A 25,443-nucleotide genomic window follows, 5' to 3' on the forward strand; every position below is an offset into this window, starting at 1 on the left:
TGCTGCTTGGGACCCGTCAGACCTTCAGCGTCCTGATCGAGGTGGGCGCATGCCCCGGCTCCGTCGCGATCTCCTCGAACTCGACCACGTTGGAGATGTCGTTCGTGGTCGACATGGAGATGTTGGTGACGCGCTCCAGGACGGCCTCGACGACCACCGGGACCTGGAACTCCGCGGCGAGCTTCTTGGCCTGCTCGAAGGCGGCGCCAAGTTCGGCCGGGTCGGTCACCCGGATCGCCTTGCAGCCGAGGCCCTCGGCGACCTTGACGTGGTCGACGCCGTAGGCGCCCAGTTCGGGCGAGTTGATGTTCTCGAACTCCAGGTTGACCTGGAAGTCGATGTCGAAGGCGCGCTGCGCCTGGCGGATCAGGCCCAGGTAGGCGTTGTTGACCAGGACGTGCACGTACGGGATCTTGTGCTGCGCGCCGACCGCCAACTCCTCGATCATGAACTGGAAGTCGTAGTCGCCGGACAGGGCGACGACGGACGCCTCCGGGTCGGCCTTGGCCACGCCCAGCGCGGCCGGGATCGTCCAGCCGAGGGGGCCCGCCTGACCGCAGTTGATCCAGTGCCGCGGCCTGAAGACGTGCAGCATCTGGGCGCCGGCGATCTGCGAGAGGCCGATCGTGGAGACGTACCGGGTCTCCGGGCCGAAGGCCTTGTTCATCTCCTCGTAGACGCGCTGCGGCTTGATCGGGATGTCGTCGAAGTGCGTACGGCGCTGGAGAGTTGACCTCTTCTCCTGCGCCGATGCCGCCCACGCCGAGCGGTCGGGGAGGCGGCCTTCCGCCTTCAACTCCCTTGCCACCTCGACGAACAGCTCCAGCGCCGCCTTCGCGTCCGACGCGATGCCGTAGTCGGGGGCGAAGATCTTGCCGATCTGGGTGGGCTCGATGTCGACGTGGACGAACTTGCGTCCGGCCGTGTAGACGTCCAGCTTGCCGGTGTGGCGGTTGGCCCAGCGGTTGCCGATGCCGAGGACGAAGTCGGACTCCAGGAAGGTCGCGTTGCCGTAGCGGTGCGAAGTCTGCAGGCCGACCATGCCGGCGTTCAGCTCGTGGTCGTCGGGCAGCACACCCCAGCCCATCAGGGTCGGGACGACCGGGGTGCCGGTCAACTCGGCGAACTCGACGAGGAGTTCGGCCGCGTCGGCGTTGATGACACCGCCGCCGGCGACGAGCAGCGGGCGCTCGGCGGCGTTCAGCATCCCGATCGCCTTCTCGATCTGGGCGCGGGTCGCGGTCGGCTTGTAGACCGACAGCGGCTCGTACGTCTCCGGGTCGAACTCGATCTCGGTGAGCTGGACGTCGATCGGCAGGTCGATCAGGACCGGGCCGGGGCGGCCCGAGCGCATGAGGTGGAAGGCCTGCTGGAAGACGCCCGGGACCTGGGCCGCCTCCAGCACGGTGACCGCCATCTTCGTGACCGGCCCCGCGATCGAGGCGATGTCGACGGCCTGGAAGTCCTCTTTGTGGATCACGGCGGTCGGGGCCTGCCCGGTGATGCACAGGATCGGGATGGAGTCGCCGATCGCCGAGTACAGCCCGGTGATCATGTCGGTGCCGGCCGGGCCCGAGGTTCCGACGCAGACGCCGATGTTGCCCGGGTGCGTACGGGTGTAGCCCTCGGCCATGTGCGAGGCGCCCTCGACGTGGCGGGCGAGGGTGTGGTGGATGCCGCCGGAGGCCTTGAGCGCCGCGTAGAAGGGGTTGATCGCCGCGCCGGGCACACCGAACGCGTTGCTGACGCCCTCGCGCTTGAGGATCTCAACTGCCGCGCGGGCAGCGGTCATTCGAGCCATTGCGTACTCCTGCTTCGGCTGTCGGAACGGCACTCCCGTCGCGCCCCGCGGTGAGCATCTATTCCGTAATGCGGAATTTAGTTTCTACTATCTGGAAGCAATGTAGGTGGAGGGGCGGGGGCCGTCAAGGGATGGGCGCCCGGCGGCCCCCGTCCGTCGGGCGACGCAAAGCGTCGGACAAGCGCGGGTGTGCGGGAGCACTATGGGACCGCCGTCCCGATGCGACGCCTTGGAGTGGGCCATGCCCGAGAGCGTGCCGGTGCGCTGCCCGGCCTGCCGGCGCGAGCACCGATTCACCGCGCCGTCCTATCCGTGCGTGTGCGGTGCCCCGGTCACCCCGCCACTGGACCCGGGGGGCGTGCCGACGGCCGTCACGCACCAGGTCTGGGACGAGGAGTGGGTCGGCGTGCGCTGCGCCTCCTGCGACCGCCTGGACCAGTGGCCGCACCCGGAGCTGGGCTGCCCGTGCGGGACCGTGCTGCGGATCCCGGTGTCCCGGACGGACGGCCGGTCCGCGCCTCCGGAGCGGCTGCCGCAGCTGACCCCCGCCGCCGCACCGGCCGGCGAGACGCCGCCGCGCCGGGCCTTCCAGCCGGTCACGATCCGTACGGCGCGGGACGCGGTGACGGCCGCCGCGCTGTACCTGCGCTGGCTCGGCTACGAGGACATCCGCCGGGCCGACCAGCGTCCCCCGTCCGGCATCGGGCTCGCCGCCCGCGGTCTGCTGGCCCAGGTCGACCCGACCGTCCGCCCGGCCGCACTGCGCGACGTGGAGTGCCTGTGGCTGACCGCCATGACGGAGTCGTCGGCCTGCGTCTACTTCTCCCTCGCGGGCTACGCCACCGAAGCCCGCACCTGCGCCGACTCCCTCGGCATGCCCCTGTTCGTCCTCGACCTCACCGGTACCCCGCAGCCGGTCAACACCCTCGCCGACGACCTGGACGCGGCGGGCGCCTGACGTAAGCCCGGACTCCCCTGCTGCTTCACTCCCGGTCCCGCCCCGAATTCCGCTCGCCCCGGCCGCCGCCCCGCGCGAGACTCGGCGGATGCGCATCCGCCCCGCCCTGCCCGCCGAACTCCCCGCCCTCCAGGACATCGAGCGCGCCGCCGGAGCCGCCTTCCGGGAACTCGGCATGGAGGCGGTGGCGGATGACGAGCCGCCCACCCTGGAGGTCCTGGACCGCTACCGCAGGTCCGGCCGCGCCTGGGTCGCCGCCGCCGACGACACGGACCGCCCGCTGGCCTATCTGGTCTGTGAACCCATGGACGGCGCCCTCCACATCGAGCAGGTCTCGGTCCACCCCCACGCCGCCCGCCGGGGCGTGGGCCGGACTCTCCTCGCGTACGCCGCCGACCGTGCACGCGAGGAGGGCCTGACCGGTCTGACGCTGACCACCTTCGCCGAGGTGCCGTGGAACGCCTCGTACTACGCCCGTCTCGGCTTCCGGGTCCTGCCCGAGGCCGACCTCACGCCCGGACTGCGCGCGATCCGCGCCCACGAGCGGGAGCTCGGCCTCGACGGGTGGCCGCGCGTCTGCATGCGCCGCGACTAGAAGCCACCTTCCGAACACGGCCTAGTCGCCGGGGACGGCGTACTTCTCCCGCAGCTCGATCTTCCGCACCTTCCCGGACACCGTCATCGGGAAGGAGTCGAGCAGCTGCAGCCTGCTCGGGATCTTGTAGTGCGCGAGCCGTCCCTCGCAGAAGGCGCGCAGGTCCTCCAGGGTCAGCGGGTCGGCCTGGTCCCGGGTGATGACACAGGCCAGGACCTCCTCGCCGTAGCGCTCGTGCGGGATGCCGACGACCTGGACGTCGGCGATCTTGGGATGGGCGTAGAGGAACTCCTCGATCTCGCGCGGGTAGATGTTCTCGCCGCCGCGGATGATGAGGTCCTTGATGCGGCCGACGATCTCGACGTAGCCGTCGTCGCGCATCATGGCGAGGTCGCCGGTGTGCATCCAGCGGCCGGGGTCGACGGCCTCGGCGGTCTTCTCGGGTTCGTTCCAGTAGCCGAGCATCACGCTGTAGCCGCGGGTGCACAACTCGCCCGCGGCGCCGCGGGGTTGGGTCACCCCCGTGGCCGGGTCGACGACCTTCACCTCGATGTGCGGCAGGACCCGGCCGACGGTGCCCGTGCGGTGTTCCAGGTCGTCGTCCCTGCGGGTCTGGAGGGAGACGGGAGACGTCTCGGTCATGCCGTAGCAGATGGAGACCTCGGCCATGTGCATCTCGGCGACCACCCGCTTCATCACCTCCACCGGGCAGGGCGAGCCCGCCATGATGCCGGTGCGCAGGGACGAGAGGTCGTAGGTCGAGAAGTCGGGGAGGTTCAACTCCGCGATGAACATGGTCGGTACGCCGTAGAGGGAGGTACAGCGCTCCTGCTGGACCGCCTCCAGGCTGGCCTTCGGGTCGAAGGACGGGGCCGGGATGACCATGCACCCGCCGTGCGAGGTGATCGCGAGGTTGGCCATCACCATGCCGAAGCAGTGGTAGAAGGGCACCGGGATGCAGACCCGGTCCTGCTCCGTGTAGGAGATCAACTCCCCCACGAAGTAACCGTTGTTGAGGATGTTGTGGTGGGAGAGGGTGGCCCCCTTGGGGAAGCCCGTCGTGCCCGAGGTGTACTGGATGTTGATGGGGTCGTCGCAGGACAGCTCGCTCTTGCGCGTCCACAGGTCCTCGTACAGGTCGGGCGTCCCTCGTCGCAGCAGCGCCTCCCAGCTCGGGTCGCCGATGTACACGACCTCGCGCAACTCGGGGCACTTTCCGCGCACTTGGTCGACCATCGCTCGGTAGTCGCTGGTCTTGTGGCTGAGGGAGGCGACCAGCAGGGAGATCCCGGCCTGCTTGAGGACGTACTCGACCTCGTGGGTGCGGTAGGCCGGGTTGATGTTCACCATGATCGCGCCGATCCGGGCGGTGGCGTACTGCACCAGCACCCATTCCGGGCAGTTGATCGCCCAGATGCCCACCCGGTCGTCCTTGGCGACTCCGGTCGCGAGCAGCGCGTACGCCAACTGGTCGACGTCGGCCGCGAATTCGGCGTAGGTCCAGCGCCGTCCGGAGGGGACGTCGACCAGCGCCTCGCGGTCGGGCCAGGCGGCGACGGCCCGGTCGAGGTTGGCGCCGATCGTGTCGCCGAGCAGGGTCGTCCCGCTCGTGCCGTGGGTGTACGAGGGTTGTGCGCTCACCGGAAGTCCTCCTCGCGGTACTCGTCCGCCGAGCCGGCGGCCGTGGCCTCACGCAGCTCGATCCGGCGGATCTTGCCGGAGACGGTCTTGGGCAGCGTCCCGAACTCCAGTCGGCGGACGCGCTTGTAGGGGGCCAGGACCTCGCGGGAGTGCTCGAAGAGCACCTTCGCGGTGTCGGGGCCCGGCTGCCAGCCCTCGGCAAGGACGACGTACGCCTTCGGTACGGCCAGGCGCAGTTCGTCCGGCGCGGGCACGACCGCCGCCTCGGCCACCGCCTCGTGTTCGAGCAGCGCGCTCTCCAGCTCGAAGGGGCTGATCTTGTAGTCGGAGGCCTTGAAGACGTCGTCGGAACGGCCGACGTAGGTGATGTAGCCGTCCTCGTCGCGGGAGCCGATGTCGCCGGTGCGGTAGTAGCCGCCGGCCATCGCCTCCGCCGTACGGTCGGGGTCTCCGTGGTAGCCGGTCATCAGGCCGACCGGGTTGACGGACAGGTCGAGGGAGATCTCGCCCTCGGTGACGCCGGGGGCGCCGGTCACGGGGTCCAGGAGCTCGACCCGGTAGCCCGGGCTCGGCCGGCCCATCGAACCGGTCTTGAGCGGCTGGCCGGGGCTGTTGGCGACCTGCACGGCGGTCTCGGTCTGTCCGAAGCCGTCCCGGACGGTCACGCCCCAGGCGCGCCGCACCTGTTCGATGACCTCGGGGTTCAACGGCTCCCCCGCGGCCACGACTTCGCGCGGCGGGGTGCGCAGTTGGGTCAGGTCGGCCTGGATCAGCATGCGCCAGACGGTCGGCGGGGCGCAGAAGGTGGTGATGCCCGCGCGGTCCATCTCGGCCATCAGCCGGGCCGGGTCGAAGCGCGTGTAGTTGTGGATGAAGACGGTCGCCTCGGCGTTCCACGGCGCGAACAGGTTCGACCACGCGTGCTTGGCCCAGCCCGGCGAGGAGATGTTCAGGTGCACGTCTCCCGGCTTGAGGCCGATCCAGTACAGGGTGGTGAGATGCCCGATCGGATACGACGTGTGGGTGTGCTCGACCAGCTTGGGGTGGGCGGTCGTGCCCGAGGTGAAGTACAGCATCAGCGGGTCGTCGGCGAGGGTGGGCCCGTCCGGGAGGAACTCGGCGGGGGCGACGTACGCGTCCTCGTACGGCTCCCAGCCCTCCTCCGGCAGGCCGCCGACCGAGATGCGCGTGTAACTGCCCGGCACGTCGGCGAACTTGGCGGTGTCCTCGGCGCGCACGATCGCGTGCCCGACCCGCCCGCGCTCGACGCGGTCGCGCAGGTCGGCGGGGCCGAGCAGCGGGGTGGCCGGGATGACGACGGCGCGCAGTTTCATCGCGGCCAGCGCGGTCTCCCACAGTTCGGCCTGGTTGCCGAGCATGACGAGGATGCGGTCCTCGGGGCCGACACCGCGGTCGCGCAGCCAGTTCGCGATCCGGTCGGAGCGCTCGGACAGCTCCGCGAAGGACAACCGGACCTCGGTGCCGTCCTCCTCGACGATGTGCAGCGCGGTCCGGTCGTTGCCCTCGGCGATGACGTCGAACCAGTCGAGCGCCCAGTTGAACCGCTCGGGCCGGGGCCAGCTGAATCCCTCGTACGCCTTCGCGTAGTCGTCGCGGTGCTCCAGCAGGAAGTCTCGCGCGCCGCGGAAGAGCTCCGTCGCCGTCGTCATCTTGCGTCCTCCTCGTTACCGGACCATTGCCGGGCGGCTCTCTGCCATCGTGTAATCCGTGATGCAGGTCTCACTACCCCCGAACGGGGGTGTGCGCTGCGGGGAAAGGGCGATCAGGTGACGACGGACGCTGCGGGGTCGGTGGAGATACGGGGTGCGCTGGTGCGGATGCGGCGCCTGACCGGGCTGCCGGTGGCCTTCGGCGGCCTGGTGGAGGCGGGGCGCGGGCAGGTGCGCATCAGCGAGCTCAGTGGCACCGCCACGCCCGCGCTGCGGGCCCTCGCGGTGGCCTCCGGCAACGGGCTGGGCGGTCGGGCGGTCGCGCTGGCCCGGCCGTGCGCGGTGGCGGACTACTCGTCCTCGCCGCAGATCAGTCACGAGTACGACGCGCCGGTCGCCGCCGAGGGGCTGCGCTCGATGCTGGCGGTGCCGGTGGTGGTGCGGCGCCGGGTGCGCGGTGTGCTGTACGGCGCCCTGCGCTCGGCCCAGCCGCTCGGTGACCGGACGCTGAGCCTGGCGATGGAGGCCGCGCGGGACGTCGAGCAGGCGCTGGTCGTCCAGGAGGAGGTGCGCGGCCTGATGGCGGTGGCCGCACACACCGAGCCGGACCGGGACCCGGCGGGAGGGGCCGTGGTGGAGCAGGTGCGACAGGCGCACGCGGCGCTGCGGGCGCTGGGGCCGCGGATCGCCGACCCGGTGCTGCGGGCCGAACTCCTCGACGCCTGCGAGCTGTTGGCGTCGGGGGAGTCGGCCGGGGAGGTGCGGCTCGCGCCCCGGGAACTGGACGTGCTGGCGTGTCTGGCGGCGGGGGCGACCAACGCGGCGGCGGCCGAGCGGCTGGGGCTGCGGCCGGAGACGGTGAAGAGCTATCTGCGCTCGGCGATGCGCAGGCTGGGCGCCCACACCCGGGGAGAGGCGGTGGCGTCGGCGCGGCGCGCGGGGCTGTTGCCCTAGGTGTGCCGGGGCTGTGGTCAGGTGTGCCGGGGTTCCCGGGTGGGCAATCTATTCATTCAGCCACGCTTTGAATTTGCCTATGCCTCAATGTTGTTATATCCCTCACCACCTGGTCCGTCCGAATTTCAATGAGACATTGCCTAGAATTTGGCCCGGACACGACACACGGAGGGGAGCGGTGACCGTGCCACGGGACTTCAAGGAACCTGCCAGATGCCGCCCCGACCTGGTCATCGGCAGGGAGGAGCTGTTCGGCGCGGCGCACGAGCAGCTCACCCACGGCGGGAGCGTGCTGCTCCACGGCCCCGCCGGAATTGGAAAGTCGACCGTGCTGCGGGCATTGGCCACCGAATACGGGGCGCATGCACGTACCGTGTTGCGCTGCTCGGCCACCGAGTCCGAATCCCATCTCCCCTTCCTGGCGCTGGCCGACCTGCTCGGCCTGGTCGCCGACGAGGTCTCCCAGCGGCTGCCCGCCGCCCAGCGCACCGCCCTGGAATCGGCGCTCACCGGCCGCGGCGAATCGACTCTGCAACGCGACGGCCTCGCCCTGCGCCTGGCCGTCCTGTCCACCCTGCGCGCCCTCGCCGCCGAGGGCCCCGTCCTGATCGTCGCCGACGACCTCCAGTGGCTGGACCCGGCCAGCGCGGAACTGCTCGGCTTCGCCGCCCGCCGCCTCGGCGACACCCCCGTCCAGCTGCTGTGCGCGGTACGGACCGAGGGGCAGGAGTACGACCGTCATCTACGCGCGTCCCCGCCGGACACCCTCGCCGTCCGGCTCGGCGCGCTCTCCCGCGCCCAGGTCTCCGCGCTGCTCGACCACCGCGGCTACACCGGCCTGCCCCGCTCCACGGTCCGCGACATCCACCGCACCAGCGCCGGCAACCCGCTCTTCGCCCTGGAACTGGGCCGTGCCCTGGCCGAGAACCCCACCCCGCCCCGCCCCGGCGAGCCGCTCCCGGTGCCGACCTCGCTGCGCGCCCTCGTCCTGAACCGGCTGGACATGCTGCCCGCCGCGGCCCGCCACACCCTCCTTGTGGCCAGCGCCGGCGCCCGCCCCACCCTGGCCCTGCTGCACGCGGCCGGCCGCGAGAACGCCGAGGCCGAGACCGCGCAGGCGGCCGAACTCGGCCTCCTTGCCACGGAACCCGAGGGCCCCGCCGTACGGTTCGCGCACCCGCTGATCTCGGCCGCCCTGTACGCGGAGGCGCCCGCGCAGGAGCGGCGGGCCGCGCACGCCGCGCTGTCCACGGCGGCCTCCGACCCCATCGAGCGCGCCCGCCACCTCGCTCTCGCCACCACCGGCACCGACCCGGAGGCCGCCGCCCGGCTGGCCGAGGCCGCCGCGCTGGCCCGGGACCGCGGGGCGCCCTCGGTGGCCGCCTCGCTCGGCCTGCTCGCCGCCCGGCACACCCCGGCCGACGACACGCCGGGCCCCGACGAGCACCGGCTGCAGGCCGCCGAGGACGCGATCACCGCCGGCGAGGTGGACCTCGCCCGGGACATCGCGCGCGAGGTGCTCACCCGGGCCACCGCGCCCGCCGACCGGGTGCGGGCCTGGATGGTGGTGATCGAGTCGGCCGGGCAGGCGATCGGCGAGGTCGACACCGTCTACCCGCAGGTGCTGGCCGACGCCGGCGACGACCCGCGGCTGCTCGCCCTGGTCCACTACCAACTGGCCTGGCGGGGACTGGTCGTGGAGGGCGACTTCGCCATCGGCCGGGAGGAGGCCGCGCGCGCCGCGGAGCTGGCGGCCCGGGCCGGCGACCGGCGCACGGAGCTGCTCGCGCTCGCGTTCCAGGCGCAGACCGAGACCCTGATGGGTCACCCGGACGCCCCCGCGACCATCAAACGGGCGCTCAAGGAGCCGCAGGATCCCGCGGTCTCCTGCCATCACAACGGCGCGGGCGCCGCCCGGTACCGCTGGCTGATCATGAGCGACCAGCTGCCCGAGGCCCGCTCGACCGTCACCGCGCTGCTGCGCGAGGTGCGGCGGCGCGGCATGGTCGAGAGCGAGGTCCACTTCGTCCGGCTGCTCGCCGAGACCGAACTGCGCTCCGGGCACTGCGGACGCGCCCTGGACCTGGCCCGCGAGAGCATGCGGCTGGCCCGTGACTCCGGGATCGGCGAGATCCCCTCGGCCGTGCTCAACTCCCTCGCCGAGGCCACCGGCGGCGACCCGGAGCGCGCCCTCGCCCTCGCCCACGAGTCCGTGGAGCAGGCCGAGCAGGTCGGCGACCAGATGTACGTCTCCCGGGGGCTGACGGCCCTCGGGTACACCCAGTTGGTGGCCGGGGACGCCGAGGGCGCGGCGCGCTCGCTGCGCCGGGTGCGGGAGCTGGAGCACGGGCTCGGCATCACCGATCCGGCGCGTGGCCGCTGGCAGGGCGACCTCGCCGAGGCCCTCGTCCGGATCGGCGAGGTCGAGGAGGCGCGGCAACTCGTCGCCGTGACGCGCGAGCACGCGCTGCGGCTCGGCCGCGAGAGCGTGCTGGCCGTACTCGACCGGGCCGAGGCGCTGGTGCGGGCCGCGCGCGGCGAACACGAGGCCGCGCTCGCCCAGCTGACGTCGGTTCAGGACCGGCTCGCCAAGCTGGGCTACGGCCTTGAGGAGGCGCGGGCCGCGTTCGCGCTGGCCGCCCTGCGCACCGACCCGCACGTGCTCGGCCTCGCCAGACCGGACGGAACCCCCGTTCCGGGGCCGACGACCTACGACGAGGCCGCCCGGCTGTTCCGGCGCTGCCGGGCGCTGCCGTGGCTGCGTCAGGTGGACGCGGCGGCCTCGGCGAACCCGCGGGAACCGATCGCCCCCTCCGCGACGTCAGAGGGCGCGGAAGGGCTCGCCGCCCTGGAAGGGCTCGCCGCGATGGAGCGTCAGGTCGCCGCGCTCGTCATGGAGGGCGCGACCAACCGGGAGATCGCCGCACGTCTGTTCATCAGCGTGAAGACGGTCGAGGCGACCCTCACGCGGGTCTACCGCAAGTTGGGGATCCGCTCGCGGGTGGACATCGTCCGTCTGGCGGCGGGGCGCCGTACGAAGTGAGGCCGACCCGGGTTTACTGAGGGCGACCGAGGGTTTTCCCTGCCCAACTCCCCTAGGGGGTTCCCTCATTGGGCGCGAGGTGTGCCTGGTTCTAGCGTGAGGACGTGCCGCTCGCCCGGGCACACGGGGGTCGGTCCCGCGGCCCCCGTGCACCACCCCCACACCCGCGCGAACCCCCACCGGCAACCCCCACTGAGGAGACTCATGTTCGGGCTCAACCGCGCCAAGAAGACCGCCGCCGTCATCGCGGCGACCGCGGCCGCCGCGGCGACCGCACTGCTCAGCGCCCCCACCGCTGTAGCGGCCCCCCAGCCCATCGTGGGCGGCACCACGACCACGACGACGACGTACCCGTTCATGATGCAGATCACGGACGCCTCGCAGAACCAGTTCTGCGGCGGCACCCTGGTGTCGGCGACCAAGGTCGTCACGGCCGCCCACTGTATGGTCGGCGAGACCACCAGCAGCGTCAGAGTCGTCGGTGGCCGCACCTACCTGAACGGCACCAACGGCACGGTCGCCCGGGTCAGCAAGATCTGGATCAACCCCAGCTACACGGACGCCACCAACGGCGACGACGTGGCCGTCCTGACCCTCTCGACGTCGATGCCGTACACCACGGCCTCCTACGTCTCCTCCTCCCAGACCGGGGTGTACGCGGCCGGCACCACGGCCCGCATCATCGGCTGGGGCACCACCTCGGAGAACGGCAGCTCCTCCAACCAGCTGCGGACCGCGACGGTCCCGACCGTGTCGGACACCAGCTGCCGCAGCTCCTACGGTTCCGACTACGTCGCGACCGACATGGTTTGCGCCGGATACACATCCGGCGGCGTAGACACCTGCCAGGGCGACAGCGGCGGTCCCCTGCTCATCGGGGGCGTCCTGGCAGGGATCACTTCTTGGGGCGAGGGCTGTGCGGAGGCCGGTTACCCGGGTGTCTACACCCGGCTGACCACCTTCTCCAGCCTGGTGACCACGCAGGTCAACTCGTAACCCAGAAGGTCTCCTGAGCACTCCTCAGGTGAAATACCAGGGGGCGTTGCGAGCTTCCACGAGCAGTTCGCAACGCCCCCTATCCATGTCCGCGTCCAAGGGATCACCTCGGGAAAGCTTCCAGAAGGGTCCTAGAGGCGCCCGCCCTCCGCCTGTTTCAATGAGCGGCCGAGGGAGTTGATACGCATGGTGTCCACGGACCGTTTCCTGGCCTTCGCGGCGATGTCGCTGCTGGTGATCGTGATCCCCGGGCCGAGCGTCATGTTCGTCATCGGACGGGCCCTGGCACACGGCCGCCGCACCGCCGTCGCGACGGCGATGGGCAACCTCATCGGCTCGTACCTGCTGGTGGTGGCCGTCGCGGTGGGCATCGGCTCGCTGGTGGAGCGGTCGGTCACGCTCTACCTCGCGGTGAAGCTGGCGGGCGCCGCCTATCTCGTCTACCTGGGCGTGCAGGCCGTCCGGCACCGCAAGGAACTCAGGGCGTCGGCGATCGCGACCCGCCCCGAACAGCCGGCCCGCGGCGATCTGCGCACGGTCCTCGACGGCGCCCTCGTCGGGGTCACCAACCCGAAGGGCGTGGTGTTCTTCGCCGCCGTACTCCCCCAGTTCGTGGACCACGCGGCGGGCCGGGTCCCGCTGCAGATGCTCGTTCTGGGCCTGATCCCGATCTCCATCGGCCTGGTCACGGACACCCTGTGGGGCCTGACCGCCTCGGCCGCCCGCGGCTGGTTCGCCCGCTCCGACCGCCGCCTGTCCCTGATCGGCGGCGCGGGCGGCTTCACGATGATCGGCCTGGGCGTGACGGTCGCGGTGACGGGCCGCGCGGACTGAGGCCGTCCCTTTCCGCCTTCACTGTCCTACGACGGTCCCGAACCGGATGTCGTACGACGTCCCCGGATGCATGACGCCGAGCATCCGCGTGCCCTCCTCGACCACGTCCGCACGCTGGGCCTTGGTCAGCCTGCCGAAGGGCTCGACGACGAGCGCGTCGCCGGTCAGCTTCCACACGCCCGCGAGGAAACCGTCGACCAGGAGGGCGCAGTAGGCCAGGTTGCCCGCCCAGTTGCGGCCCCAGTACTCGGGCGGGACGACGCGGCTGCGGTCGGCGTGGGAGAGGAGCAGGTTGTCGAACTCGGGGAGGAAGCGGGGCGGGGCCGGGGTGTCCGCGTCGGGGCGCGGGGCGTCGGGGAGGTCGAACAGCTCGACACCGTTCGGGTCGCGGAAGGTGACGAGTTGCGGGCGAAGGCGTTCGAAGGCCTCGCGCAGCCGGGTCAGCCCTGCCCAGGTCTGCATGTCCTTGACGGAGGCGGGGCCGAAGGCGGCGAGGTAGCGCAGCACGGTGGCGTCGGGGGTGGGAGCCGGTTCGGCGGGGCGGCCCAGCCAGTGCTCGGCGGTGGTGAGGGCGACCTGGCCGCTCTGTCCCCACAGTCCGCGCGGGGTGACCTGGACGAGCGGGAGCCGGCAGCGGGCGGCGATGCCGAGGGCCTGCGGGTCGGCGTCCGGCCACTCGACGAGCAGCTCCTCGCGCAACTGCTTCATGGTGCGCGGCTCGGTCTCGACGAGGTCGCGGGCGAGGGCGGTGAGACGGTCGAGGTCGACACCGACAAGTCCCTTGCGGAAGTTGGTGAGTTCGCGCTCGCGGGCGGCCTGGACGAGCGGGCGCAGGGTGAGGCAGTCGGCGGCGGTGTGGGTGTGGATGGTCGAGCGCATGGTGACGATGCGGACGGCCTCGCGGTCGGCCATCAGCGCGGAGAGCTGCTCTGGGGCGAAGCCGTCGAGGCGGGCGGCGAGGGCGTAGTACGGCGGCTTGACGTTCTGGGCCTGGAGGCCGAGGAGGTGCTCGACGGCCGCCGCGGCGCCGAGCGGGGCGCGACGCAGGAGGAGCTGCCGGTCGAGGGTCGCGCGGTTGAGCTCGTGGATGCCGAGCACGGGAGCCGTCGTCGAGGCCGTCCCTGTCGTCTTCGTCATGCCCCGCACGCTAACGGCGATCGCGGACAGCCACGGTCCGCAACTCTCACCGAATCCGGATCCGCCCACCACCCGAGCGCCGTATGCCCCGTATATCCTGCCGGTGATCACGCCTGACCTGGCCCGCCCTGTCCCGGCCCGACCTGCCCCGGGCCCCGCGTCCCGCAGCCGCGGGCTCGACCCCGAGAGGCAGCCGTATGTCCGAGCGACGCGCCCGTCCCGCCTCCAGGAACCCGGTGAAGTCGGCCTGGCGCCGGGCCCTGACCCCGCCGCAGCCGCCCGAGGCGCACCCGTCGCCACCGCGGGCCGAAACTGCGCCCCAGGACCCGGCCGAGCAGGTCAGCATCGTCCAGGCCGCCCTGTACCGCGACGGCGTACGCGTCTCGGCCCCCGACTCCCTCGCCGAGACCTTCCGCGAACTGCGGGAGCAGCCGTCCGGCATGGCGTGGATCGGCCTGGCCCGCCCGACGGAGAGCGAACTCCTCTCCCTCGCCGCCGAGTTCGACCTCCACCCGCTCGCGGTCGAGGACGCGATGGAGGCCCACCAGCGCCCCAAGCTGGAGCGCTACGGCGACACCCTCTTCGTCGTCCTGCGGGCCGCCCGCTATCTGGACGCCCTGGAGGAGGTCGACTTCGGCGAGCTGCACGTGTTCGTCGGCCCCGACTTCGTGATCACGGTCCGGCACGGCGCGGCCCCCGACCTCTCGGCGGTGCGCCACCGCATGGAGGAAACCCCGGAGTTGCTGAAGCTCGGCCCCGAGGCGGTGCTGTACGCCATCCTCGACGCGGTCGTCGACGGCTACGCGCCCGTCGTCTCCGGCGTCCAGAACGACATCGACGAGATCGAGACGGAGGTCTTCCGCGGCGACCCCGCGGTCTCCCGCCGTATCTACGAACTCTCCCGTGAGATGGTCGAGTTCCAGCGCGCCACCCGCCCCCTCGTCGGCATGCTGCACGGCCTGATCGCCGGCTTCTCCAAGTACGACACCGACGAGGAACTCCAGCGCTACCTCCGCGACGTCGCCGACCACGTCACCCACACCAGCGAACGCGTCGACGTCTTCCGCCAAGCCCTGTCGGACATCCTCACCGTGAACGCGACACTGGTCACCCAGCAACAGAACGCGGAGATGCGGGCGTTGGCGGAAGCGGGGTTCGAGCAGAACGAGGAGATCAAGAAGATCTCGTCCTGGGCGGCGATCCTGTTCGCTCCGACGCTCGTCGGGACGATCTACGGGATGAACTTCGAGCACATGCCCGAGTTGGGCTGGAGCTTGGGATACCCCTTCGCGATCGGGTTGATGGGGATTGTCTGCGTGAGTCTGTACGTGATTTTCAAGCGGCGGGACTGGCTCTAGGCCGTAGCCGGGCGGCGACGACCGTACGACCCTCGGCGCCGCCCGGAACAGGGCCGGTTCCCCCGCCCTGTCGGCGCACGCGCGGTCCCGCGCCGGGTGCAACCGGAACGCCCCGCATTGCCGTCAGGAAACTTAACTGGGCATATTCACAAGGGTAGTTGGTGTGCGCTTCACTTGCGCCACACTGCCTCCACGGGGACCGGCGGACAAACGGGAGTGGCGCATGGACGGGTGGAGACCGGTCCTGGCCGTGGCGGTGGGGACGCTGCTGCTGACGGGGTGTACGAGCGAGCCGAACGACGCGGCGGGAGGGAAGACGAAGGGGAAGGCGAGTCCCAGCGTCTCTCCCCCGGCTTCGTCGTCGGCGGCCCCTGAGAACGAGCCGTACACGCTCGCGGAGGAACGCGCGCCGAAGACGCGGGAGGAGGCGGTCGCGTTCGTCCGTGGACTCGCCGTACGACCGGACGACTTCGGTATCGGGTATCGCAAACGCGAGCCCTACGAGAGTGATCCGGCCACCTGGGCCGTACTCCACAAGGACTGTCTCTGGGAGCGCGAGGCGCTGCCGAAGACCGTGCTGTCCAGCCTCACGCGGGCGTTCGAGTTACCGGAGAAGGTCGGCAAGGGGCCGGTGTACCTCTCGTTGACCGTGACCGTGCACGAGGACGACCTGGCGGCGCGGCGCGACATGGCGGGGGCGCAGGAGTCGGCGCTGCGTTGTCCCGAGCAGCAGTTGAACGGCACGGACGTGGTGCGCGATCTGTACTCCCGGGTCGACGCGTTCGCCGACGCGCGGCACACGATCAGTGAGGACGACCTGGCGGAGTCCGGGCAGTGGACCGGCGACGGCACGAGCAAGGCGCACCCCTTCGACTGGTACAAGTTCCGGGTCGGGCCGGTCACCGTGGCTGCGACGGCACGGCATGGAGCGGGTCGTAGCACGGAGGAAGACTCCGCCATCACCACCGACATGGTCAAAGGACTGAGCTACGTCGCCGCCGAGATCGACCGCTTGGGCAAGGCCGGTGGTACGGGCGGCACGGACGAACCAGCGGACACGGCGGCGGGCACGCCGGCCGGGACCGAGGGGGCGGAGCGATGAGCGAGAACCTGCGGTCGTCCGATCCGTCACGGATCGCGGAGTTCCGGCTGCTACGGCGGCTCGGTGCGGGTGGCATGGGCGTCGTCTATCTCGGGCGCACCGACGCGGGGGCGCTTGCGGCGATCAAGGTGATCCGGGGAGAGGGCGCCGGTGAGGAGGACTTCCGTGCCCGGTTCGCGCGGGAGGTGGAGCTGGCGCGACGGGTGGACAGCCCGTGGGTGGTGTCCGTCCTGGACGCCGACGCCGGGACGGGCGAGCCGTGGCTGGCCACCACGTTCGTCCCCGGGCCCTCCCTCGCCGAGGCGGTCGCCGCGCACGGTCCGCTGCCGTCGGGTGCCGTGCGGGTACTCGGTGCCGCGCTGGCCGAGGCGCTGCACGCCGTACACACGGCCGGGCTGGTCCACCGGGACGTCAAGCCGGGCAACGTACTGCTCACCCTCGACGGGCCGCGCCTGATCGACTTCGGCATCGCGCGTGCCGTCGGCGACACCGCGCTGACCGCGTCCGGGGTCGTGGTCGGCACACCGGGATTCCTCGCCCCGGAGCAGGCCGAGGGGCGGTCGGCCTCCTCCGCGAGCGATGTCTTCGCGCTGGGCTGCCTGCTGGCGTACGCGTCGACCGGCACCCTGCCCTTCGGCACCGGGACGCCGGACGCCCTGTTGTATCGCACCGTCCACGACGAGCCCGAACTCCACGGTCTGCAGGGCGAGTTGCGGAACCTGGTGGAACGCTGTCTGGCCAAGGACCCGGATTCGCGGCCCACGGCCGAGGAGATACGGAGCCTGCTCGCCGCGGACGCTCCGGACGCCACCGGCGGCTGGCTCCCCGACTCCGCCGCCCGGATGGTCGCCGCGCGGGCCGCCGAGAGCCTGGCCCTGCCCGGTATCGAGCCCACGGTCGTGGACGGAGCGGATGAACCGGTCGTGTCGGACGCCCCCGTCCGGCATCCAGGCCGGCGCCGGCTGCTGATCGCCGGCGGGGCACTGCTGCTGGCGGGTGGCGGGACCGGCGCGGCGGTGTGGGCGTCGGAGGACGACAGGACCCCACCGGCGAAGCCCGGGCGTCCCGTGTACGTCCTCGGCGTGCACACGACCACCAACACCGCCGAGGCGGCTGTCAGCCGGAGCAGTGAACGCGCCGCCCGCCTCGCCGTGGCCAAGCACAACGCCACGGCGAAGCGCTCGTACGACCTGAAGGTGAAGGTCCTCGCCGACCGGGGCGATGTGGACACCGCCCAGGAGGTGGCCCGCAGGTTCACCGCCGACCGGAACGTCGTCGCCGTCCTCGGACCGGTCGCCGAGATCCCGATGCGCGCGGCCTCGGCCGTCTACGGCGAGGCGGGACTGACCCATGTGTCCACCAGCACGGGCCAGCAGGACTACTTCCTGACCTCGTCCAAGACCTCGTTCCAGAGCGGCGCCTCCCACACCGCGCTGGGCGGCTGGATCGCGCTCGACGCGTACGTGAGCGGGCTGGTGGCGCCCCTCGGCGTCGTGATCGACCGGGCCGGGGGCACGGCCATCCAGGACCAGGGCACCCTCCTGGTCAGGAACTGGCGCAACACCCTGGGCGCCACGGTCGAACCCCGCGTCGTCGCGGAGGGCACGAACGACGGCCCCAAGGCGGTCCGCGAACTGCTCGCCGCCCGTGTCGGTGCCTTCGCGTACCTGGGCGCCCTGGACGCCACCGTCCACGCGGCCCAGGAACTCGCCGCGGCCGGCTTCACCGGTCCACGCTGGATGCAGCACCAGCTGTACGGCTCGGACTTCCCACGCCTGGCGGGGGCCGCGGGCGAGGGCTGGTACGTGGTCACGGCGGCCGTGGACCCCTCCGTACTGACAACCCGGAAGGCGAAGGACTTCACCGCGGCGTGGCGGAAGCGCTACGGCGACACTCCGGAGCCGTACGCCACGGAGGCGTACGACGGTGCGCGGATGCTGCTCACCGAGTTCGCCGGCACGGTCCCGGCCGGAGCGCGTCGACGCCCGGTGCGGGCCGCCCTCGCCACCCGGCTGGCGAAGGTGAAGTTCGCCGGCATCGCCCGGACGTACACCTTCGGTGACTTCCACCAGTACGACAACAGCGGCACAGGCTGGGCGGCCGACACCTACGTCCACCAGGTCCGCGACGGGCGCTTCCGGCAGTTGGGTTCACTGGCCGATCTGAACGCCAAGGCCAAGGCGCAGAGTTGATGAAGTCCCGGGCAGACGGGCGGGGACGAGTGGGGACCGGAGGCGATTGACGTGGAACGGCTGCTGCCCTCCGACCCGTCCCTGATCGGCGGCCACCGGCTGGCGGGACGGCTCGGCGCGGGCGGAATGGGCGTCGTCTACCTGGCGCGCTCACCGCTCGGCGCCTGGTGCGCACTGAAGGTGATCCGCGCCGAGTACGCCGACGACCAGGACTTCCGCGCCCGCTTCCGCCGTGAGGCCGACCTCGCGTCGCGCCTCACCGGCCGGTGGACCGTGCCGGTCGTCGCGGCCGACGCCGAGGCCCGCTCCCCGTGGCTGGCCACGGCCTATGTGCCCGGCCCGTCCCTCGCCGAGACCGTGGCGCTGCACGGCCCCTGGCCCGAGGCACAACTGCGCGGCCTGGGAACCGCGTTGGCCGAGGCGCTGGAAGGGGTGCACACGGCCGGGCTCGTCCACCGGGACGTCAAACCCGCGAACGTGCTGCTGGCCGCGGACGGGCCGCGCCTGATCGACTTCGGGATCGCGCGGGCCGTCGGCGCGACCGCGCTCACCGCGGACGGCTCCGTCGTGGGCTCGCCCGGCTATCTCTCGCCCGAACAGGCCCGCGGGCACACCGTGGGTCCGCCCAGCGACGTCTTCTCGCTCGGCTGCGTCCTCGCCCACACCGCCACCGGCCGGCCTCCGTTCGGCACCGGGGGCGCCGCGGCCGTGTTGTATCGCACCGTGCACCAGGAACCGGACCTGGACGGCGTACCGGAAAACCTCGACCGGACCATACGGAGATGCCTGGCGAAGGAACCGGAGCGGCGTCCCGGCACACGCGAACTCCGCGACATCTTCGGCGAGTTCGCCTCGGAAGGGTGGCTGCCCGAAGGGCTGCCCGCCCTGGTCGCCACCCGTGCCGCACGCGTGCTCGACCTGCCCACTCCCGAACCCACCGCGGTCACCGGGCCCCCCGCCGCCCTCTCGCCGGTCGCGCCGCCCTCGCCCACCCGGCGGCGCCTGCTCGTAGCGGGGGCCGCGCTCGGTGTCACCGCGGCAGCCGGGGCGGGCGCGTGGTGGGAGTGGGGCCGCGCCGACGCCTCGGCGAACACCGGCTCGGTACGGCGGTCCCGGCACGTGGTCACGCTGCTCGGCAGCCCGGACGACCCCTTCTTCACGGACCACAGGCGCGGCGCCCTCCTCGCCGTCGAGCAGCACAACAAGGACGCGCGTCGCACCCTGGACCTCGTGCTGCGCACCGCCGACGACCGCGGCACCGCGACGGGCTCCGCCGCGGCGGCCGCCCGGCTGGCCGCCGACCCGGACGTGTCCGTGGTGATCGCCACGGGCCCGAACGCGACCGTCCTCGCGGCCCTGACCCCGTGCACGAAGGCCCGGCTCACCCTGCTGGTCACCCGCGCCGACGCCGAGACCTTCAACAACGTCAACACCACCACGGCCCTCGTGCTGCGCCCCACCCTGCTGCTGGGCCCGACCGCGGTTCTGCGCTATCTGAACCGGGTCGTCAAGCCCGCCCGTACGGTGATCGTGCACGACCTGGCCACCGAGGCGGAGAGCCTGGCCACGGTCCGCGTCACCACGGTCCACGGCAAGCTCGACGGCGAGACGGTGGTGGAGGAGGTCGCGGCCGACGAGGGCTTCACCGGGGCCGCGCGCCGCATCGCCGCCCGGCCCCGGGACGCCGTCCTCTTCGGCGGGGTGAGCCCCGAGCGCGCCGCCGCCTGCGCCCGCGCGCTGCGGAACGCGGGCCACCAGGGTGCCCGGGGCGCGACCGAGCACGTCCTCTCCGCCCCGTTCCGCGCAGCCGGCGAGGACTGGTGGATCAGTACGGGCTACACCGACGCGAACGCCGACCCCCGTACCAAGGCGTTCGCCGCCGCGTTCCGTGCCCGCCACGGACACCCGCCCGGCCCCTGGGCCGCCGAGGCGTACGACGCCGTCCGGTTCGCCGCCCACGGTCTCGCCGCCGTCGGCGACGACGGCCGGTCCGCCCTGCGCTCCGAACTCCTGCGCAGCCCCTGGCAGGGCATCACCCGCCGGGTCAGCTTCGACGCCGACTCACAGTTCTTCCTGACCGGTGACGGCAGCGGGCAGTTCCTGTTCCGCGTGACCGGGGGAGCCGCCCGCTTCGTGGCGCGCTCCGACGACATCGGCAAGAAGACCTGAACCAGGATTCCGCACAGGCGAAAGCCCGTTGAGCCTCTTCACGCGACTCGTTCCCGGTGCCGAGGGCCACCGTGCCCTGGGCGGGCGGTCGCCTCGGACACCCGGCCACGGCAGTCGAGTGCGTGCGGTCGCACCGGTCAGACGCCCTGTGGGGTGCTGCGTACAACGCCTGCGCGCCGATCTCCTGTCTGTACCGCGCGCTTGCTGGAGACGCGTCGGGGACACAGAGGTGACGGTCTCGTCACGCCCCTGTTGGCACACTGCGTCGGGATGTCCCCTGGACACCCAGTTCCTGTCGCCACCGCCAGCTGTGGGAGGGGTTCCGTCCGATGCCAGCGCCGAAGGCTCTCGGGCTGCGGCCGAAGGTGTCGACGACAGTGCTCACGGCCGCGAAGGGGCAGTCGGAGACATCCGGTCCCGCCCGTTCTGTGTCTGCGTCTACGTCTACGTCGTCCAACGCGGCGGTGACGGCCGGCCTGGCGGGCGGACGCGGACCCGCACCGGCCCCTCCCTTCCCGGGTCGGCTGCCGCCTGCCGCACAGGACATGTTCGGCAACAGCGCCGTAGCGGCGGCCGGTCGCGGCGGGGCCGGCGCGGCCCGGCCGGGCGTCGGCACTCCGGTCGCCGCCGGATCGGCCACCCTCGCTCCGGCCGCCGCCGGATCCGCCACCCTCTCTTCGGCCGCCACCGCTCCGCCCACCCCCGCCCCGGCCGCCGCCGAACCGGCAGCGCCGGACGCCGTGGAGACGGCACCTGCCTCCGGTGCCGCGCAGGACGTCACATCGCGGCCCGGCCCGAACGCGGACCCGAAGTTCGCGAAGCTGAAGAAGGACGTGGGGCACAAGAAGCGAACGCTGGCCGCCTCGCATCCACCGCCGCGGACCGAAGCGGGCGCGGCGCAGGACGCGGCGCTTCCGCCCAAGGACGACGCCGAGGCGCAGGGCAAGACGGCCAACGCCGAGCAGATGAACGAGGCTCAGCCCAAGGAGTTCGACAAGGACGCGTTCATCAAGGCGGTCGAGAAGGCCATCGCCGACAAGGCTCCCAAGAACCTCGACGAGGCAGACAAGTTCGCCGAATCCGGCAAGGCCGACGAGGTCCGCGCGGAGGTGGACGGCAAGGTCGGCGAGGGCAAGTCGGACTCGGCGCAGCAGATCGCCACGACGACCGCCGCCCCGCCGAACACGTCCGCGGCCGTGCCCAAGAAGGTCGTACCGATGGCCGCGGACCGGCCACCCGGGACCCCGGGCACCCCGGCGCCCGCGAACGCCGTGCCGGACAAGCTTCCGCCGTCGGCCACCGACCTGTCCGCCGGCCCCGCCGAGGTCAATCAGAGGATGGCGGACGCGCAGGTCACCGAAGCGCAGCTGCAGAAGTCCAACGAGCCCACGTTCAAGAAGGCCGTGGGCGAGAAGAAGGCCGCCGAACAGCACTCCGCGGTGGCCCCCGGCCAGATGCGCGGACACGAGAAGAAGGAACTGAACGCGGCCACCGTTCAGGCGAAGCGGCTCGGCACCGCCGCGATGGGCGCGATGGGCGCCCAACGGGTGGCGACCGGGCAGCGGGTAGCCAAGGGCAAGGGTGGCGCCAAGGGCCGGGACGAGGAGAAGAGGGCCCAGGTCACGACACTCCTCCAGGGTGTCTTTGACACGATGCAGAAGGACGTCCAGGGCATTCTCGACGGTCTCGACAAGCTGGTCGACGACCAGTTCGGCAGGGGTGAGAAGCAGGCGCGGGACGCGTTCACCGCCGAGCACAAACAAAAGATGGAGGAGTACAAGGACGAGCGGTACTCCGGTGCGACGGGCAAACTACGCTGGCTACGGGATCTGTTCGCCGGACTGCCCGCCGAAGCCGACAAGATCTTCGAAGAGGCCCGCGACAACTACGTCCGCCGGATGCGGCAGGTAATCTCCGACGTCGCCGACACCATCGGTGCGCAGCTGAACCGGGCCAAGAAGCGCATCGCGCAGGGCCGGACCGAGATGCGGGACGCGGTGCAGAAACTCCCGGCCGACCTGCGGTCCATCGGCAAGGAGGCGGCAGCCGAGTTCACCGACAAGTTCGACGAACTCACCCAGTCCGTGGACGACAAGGGCACCGAACTCGTCGACACGCTGGCCACCAAGTACACCGACGCCCTCAAGTCCGTGGACGACGAAATCGCCGCGGAGAAGGAGAAGAACAAGGGGCTCGTCGCCAAGGCCGTGGACGCGGTCAAGGCGGTGATCAACACGATCATCGAGCTCAAGAACCTGCTTCTGTCGGTCCTGGCCAAGGCCGCGCAGGCGGTGATGCTGATCCTCAAGGACCCGATCGGCTTCCTGCGCAACCTGGTGACGGCTGTCGGCGCGGGTCTCAAGCAGTTCCTGCGGAACATCGGTACCCACCTGCAACAGGGCATCATGTCCTGGCTGTTGGGCAAGACGTCCGAGGCGGGCATCCAACTGCCCGCCAAGTTCGACACCCAGGGCATCGTGCAGATGCTCGCCTCTCTGCTCGGGCTGACCTGGCAGAACATCCGCGCGCGGATCGTACGCAAGGTCCCGAAGATGGAACCGGCGATCACGGCGGCGGAGACTGCGGTGCCGCTGGTCGCCGAGGTCCGCAAGCGGGGCGTCGCCGGCATGTGGGACGACCTCAAGACCCGCGTCGGCGACATGAAGAAAGACCTGCTCGACAAGGTCATCGCGTATGTGACGCCCACGATCGTCCAGGCCGGGATCATGTGGGTGCTGTCGCTGCTCAACCCCGCGTCCGCGTTCGTACGCGCGGTGAAACTGATCATCGACATCGTCAAGTTCGTGGTCACCCAGGCCCGTCAGATCTTCGAGTTCGTCAACGCCGTCCTCGACGCGGTCATCGCGATCGCGCGGGGCGGCAGCGGCGGCGTACCGGCCCTGATCGAACGCGCCCTGGCCCGCGCCATCCCCGTCCTCCTCGGCTTCCTCGCCGCCCTCCTGGGCATCGGCGGCATCGCCGCCAAGGTGAAGCAGATCGTCCAGGCCCTGTCCAAGCCGGTCGGCCGGGCGGTGGACTGGGTGATCGAGAAGATCGTGGGGCTGGTGAAGAAGCTCTGGGCGAAGATCAAGTCGAAGTTCGACAAGAAGAAGCCGAAGCGCCGACCGGGCCGGAGGCGTCCGGACGAACGGCACCGTCCCGACCCGCGCGGGCCGAAACAGAAAGACAGCGAAGGCAAAGACAATCAGGGACAGGTCGTCGGCGACCTGTCGCTCAAGCAAGGTACGGACATGGCCGGCGAGGGCCACACGGTGTACGTAGAGGTCAAGCGTCGCAAGGTCCATGTCGAGATGGCCTCGCAGCGACGGGAGTGGATCGGTTCCCTCATCACCTCGGCACTGGAGAAGGAGAGGAAAGGACAGAAGCGGTCGAGTCTGCTGAAGTACCTCAACGCAATGGACGCCCAGGTGAAGGCCATGGAGAAGTTGGAGGACGGCCAGCTGACGCAAGCCAAGAAGGAAAAGATCGAGAGACAGCTGATCGAAATCACCCGAGCTCTGAATCTCCTCGGTCACACATTCAGCATGAAGAACCTCGCCGACTTCACCAAAAGCAAATACACCGCCAACGGCCAGCTACTGGACGCCTACCGCAACGGCGAGGCAATCCGAGCGACCTTCTACCCAAGCTGGAACAGCGCCGCCAAGACGGAGAAGGACAGACAGCTCAAGGAGCACACACAGCGCCTGATTCAGGAAAGAGCCAAATGGGACCCAAACAGCACACATACGAGCTCGAATTGGTTTATATGTCCCGGCACTCGTTCCCGCCCCCCACACCTTGCCGACAAGTTGACCGACAAAGGCCTGCCCGCCATTGACCATGACATGGAAGTCTCCACCCAGTGGAACACAGAAGGTCACAACACTCCACACCCACCACGAGAGACGTGGTACAACGACATCTCCAATCACGTGACGATGTGCACTAGCTGCAATGGCAGCAAGAGCGGTCCCGGCTACAAGCTAGACGTGGGACCCGATTTCCGAGGACCGGGAGATGCGCCGTGACCGATCGTGTGGACAGCGTCCCCGACACCGGGCCGATCAACTTCAAACTGTGGCTTCCCCAATGGGACTCGCGCCATGGCCGCCTACGCTGCCGCTTCCAGGCGACAACTGTAGGCCTGACCCAGCTCAACGAGGGAACATCGGAGTGTATGACCCAGTTCCTCGCCGATCTCGGTCAGACCGAGGCGAATAACATCACCTGGTCGAGCGAGCGGTACCGTACGACATTCCTTTCCGACTTTCCGGACGCCAACGGCTGGGAGGATCAACTGGCGTTGGCCTGGGACGTTCAGATCGAAACCGACAGCGACGACGATCCCGAGGACGCCGGCACGCACGATCCTGGCCCGCATGGCAGCCACGCCTACGACAGCACCTTCGAAAATGAGGACGAGGCAGGGGAGCGGCTTCGCGACCGAGTGCTGATCATCGCGGGCACGGCATACGGGCCCAAGGTCGACCTAGCATCGCTTGTGTCCACCGAAGGTGTCCTTTCTGCGGACATCGGTATCTTCGAAGGAATGGTCGCGCTCGACCTCGGGGTACTCGACTTTCCCGACGACGTAGCGCTGATTGACGGAGTGCTCGCACGATGCCGCGAACATGGCCTCCGTACGAACTGGAAGGAGCCGGACTACTGAAGGGGTCACCCACACCGAGCTACGGCGGACGGCTCAGCGCGCGAAGAGCATCTTCCCCCAGCGCCATCGCTGCACTCACCACACGTACGCGTAGGTTTTTTGGCGATGATCGAACTCAGTGAGTTCAGGGCTCACCTGCCGGTGTGACTCTCCGGCCTCCATGACACGCGCACGGCCCGTGGGCCGCCCCTATCGGTGGCAGTACAACCGGAGTCGCGTGCAGAGCCGCCTTGGCTACCGCCGCGTTACCCGTCTGGTCGTGTGCGGCCCCGGTCATCGGCGTCCCATGGGCCAGTTGCTTTACCTGGGCACTGTGGGCCA

16 protein-coding genes are annotated in these 25,443 nt (G+C 70.8%); 12 read left to right on the top strand and 4 right to left on the bottom strand.

Annotation, left to right across the window (positions count from 1 at the left end; all coding sequences use genetic code 11):
- Positions 1 to 16 precede the first annotated feature (16 nt).
- Positions 17 to 1,801, bottom strand: coding sequence for a glyoxylate carboligase (gene gcl / locus M2283_RS03510; RefSeq protein WP_280874441.1), 1,785 nt, complete (start codon positions 1,799 to 1,801; stop codon positions 17 to 19).
- A gap of 241 nt (positions 1,802 to 2,042) precedes the next feature.
- Between gcl and M2283_RS03515 the strand changes: the two genes are divergently transcribed.
- Both M2283_RS03515 and M2283_RS03520 read left to right on the top strand, forming a co-directional pair.
- On the top strand, positions 2,043 to 2,759 hold the full coding sequence (locus M2283_RS03515; RefSeq protein WP_280874442.1) for a hypothetical protein: 717 nt from the start codon (positions 2,043 to 2,045) through the stop codon (positions 2,757 to 2,759).
- Positions 2,760 to 2,847: 88 nt separating this feature from the next.
- Entirely contained in the window at positions 2,848 to 3,354 is a 507-nt protein-coding gene (locus tag M2283_RS03520) for a GNAT family N-acetyltransferase (RefSeq protein ID WP_280874443.1), read from the top strand.
- A gap of 21 nt (positions 3,355 to 3,375) precedes the next feature.
- On the opposite strand, the gene M2283_RS03525 is transcribed toward M2283_RS03520, so the two are convergent.
- A complete protein-coding gene (locus M2283_RS03525) occupies positions 3,376 to 4,995 on the bottom strand; it encodes an AMP-binding protein (RefSeq protein ID WP_280874444.1) in 1,620 nt (539 codons plus the stop codon).
- A complete protein-coding gene (locus M2283_RS03530; protein ID WP_280874445.1) occupies positions 4,992 to 6,665 on the bottom strand; it encodes an AMP-binding protein in 1,674 nt (557 codons plus the stop codon). The genes M2283_RS03525 and M2283_RS03530 overlap by 4 nt, the downstream gene beginning before the upstream one ends.
- 117 nt (positions 6,666 to 6,782) lie before the next feature.
- On the opposite strand from M2283_RS03530, the gene M2283_RS03535 reads away from it, so the two are divergent.
- The 4 genes from M2283_RS03535 to M2283_RS03550 all read left to right on the top strand — a co-directional run bounded on the left by M2283_RS03535 (position 6,783) and on the right by M2283_RS03550 (position 12,492).
- Entirely contained in the window at positions 6,783 to 7,619 is an 837-nt protein-coding gene (locus M2283_RS03535) for a response regulator transcription factor (RefSeq protein ID WP_280874446.1), read from the top strand.
- A gap of 178 nt (positions 7,620 to 7,797) precedes the next feature.
- On the top strand, positions 7,798 to 10,662 hold the full coding sequence (locus tag M2283_RS03540; protein ID WP_280874447.1) for a helix-turn-helix transcriptional regulator: 2,865 nt from the start codon (positions 7,798 to 7,800) through the stop codon (positions 10,660 to 10,662).
- Positions 10,663 to 10,866: 204 nt separating this feature from the next.
- Positions 10,867 to 11,658, top strand: coding sequence for a S1 family peptidase (locus M2283_RS03545; RefSeq protein WP_280874448.1), 792 nt, complete (start codon positions 10,867 to 10,869; stop codon positions 11,656 to 11,658).
- A gap of 186 nt (positions 11,659 to 11,844) precedes the next feature.
- Positions 11,845 to 12,492: a LysE family translocator gene (locus tag M2283_RS03550; RefSeq protein ID WP_280874449.1), complete on the top strand. Its 648-nt coding sequence runs from the start codon at positions 11,845 to 11,847 to the stop codon at positions 12,490 to 12,492.
- An 18-nt stretch (positions 12,493 to 12,510) separates the two neighbouring features.
- Here M2283_RS03550 and M2283_RS03555 read toward each other — a convergent pair whose 3' ends face one another.
- Positions 12,511 to 13,629 (bottom strand): winged helix DNA-binding domain-containing protein, encoded by a 1,119-nt coding sequence (locus M2283_RS03555; RefSeq protein WP_280874450.1) that lies wholly within the window; start codon positions 13,627 to 13,629, stop codon positions 12,511 to 12,513.
- Positions 13,630 to 13,826: 197 nt separating this feature from the next.
- Between M2283_RS03555 and M2283_RS03560 the strand changes: the two genes are divergently transcribed.
- The 6 genes from M2283_RS03560 (at position 13,827) to M2283_RS03585 (ending at position 25,122) form a co-directional block, all read left to right on the top strand.
- A complete protein-coding gene (locus M2283_RS03560; protein ID WP_280874451.1) occupies positions 13,827 to 14,987 on the top strand; it encodes a magnesium and cobalt transport protein CorA in 1,161 nt (386 codons plus the stop codon).
- A 223-nt stretch (positions 14,988 to 15,210) separates the two neighbouring features.
- Positions 15,211 to 16,089: a hypothetical protein gene (locus tag M2283_RS03565; RefSeq protein WP_280874452.1), complete on the top strand. Its 879-nt coding sequence runs from the start codon at positions 15,211 to 15,213 to the stop codon at positions 16,087 to 16,089.
- Positions 16,086 to 18,281, top strand: a complete 2,196-nt coding sequence (locus M2283_RS03570) for a bifunctional serine/threonine-protein kinase/ABC transporter substrate-binding protein (RefSeq protein WP_280874453.1) — start codon at positions 16,086 to 16,088, stop codon at positions 18,279 to 18,281. The genes M2283_RS03565 and M2283_RS03570 overlap by 4 nt, the downstream gene beginning before the upstream one ends.
- A 51-nt stretch (positions 18,282 to 18,332) precedes the next feature.
- Entirely contained in the window at positions 18,333 to 20,450 is a 2,118-nt protein-coding gene (locus tag M2283_RS03575) for a bifunctional serine/threonine-protein kinase/ABC transporter substrate-binding protein (RefSeq protein ID WP_280874454.1), read from the top strand.
- Between the two features lie 545 nt (positions 20,451 to 20,995).
- On the top strand, positions 20,996 to 24,481 hold the full coding sequence (locus tag M2283_RS03580; RefSeq protein WP_280874455.1) for a phage tail protein: 3,486 nt from the start codon (positions 20,996 to 20,998) through the stop codon (positions 24,479 to 24,481).
- A complete protein-coding gene (locus M2283_RS03585) occupies positions 24,478 to 25,122 on the top strand; it encodes a hypothetical protein (protein ID WP_280874456.1) in 645 nt (214 codons plus the stop codon). The genes M2283_RS03580 and M2283_RS03585 overlap by 4 nt, the downstream gene beginning before the upstream one ends.
- Positions 25,123 to 25,443 lie beyond the last annotated feature (321 nt).

This window comes from Streptomyces pseudovenezuelae (assembly GCF_029892565.1).
GTDB classification, from domain to species: Bacteria; Actinomycetota; Actinomycetes; order Streptomycetales; family Streptomycetaceae; genus Streptomyces; species Streptomyces pseudovenezuelae_A.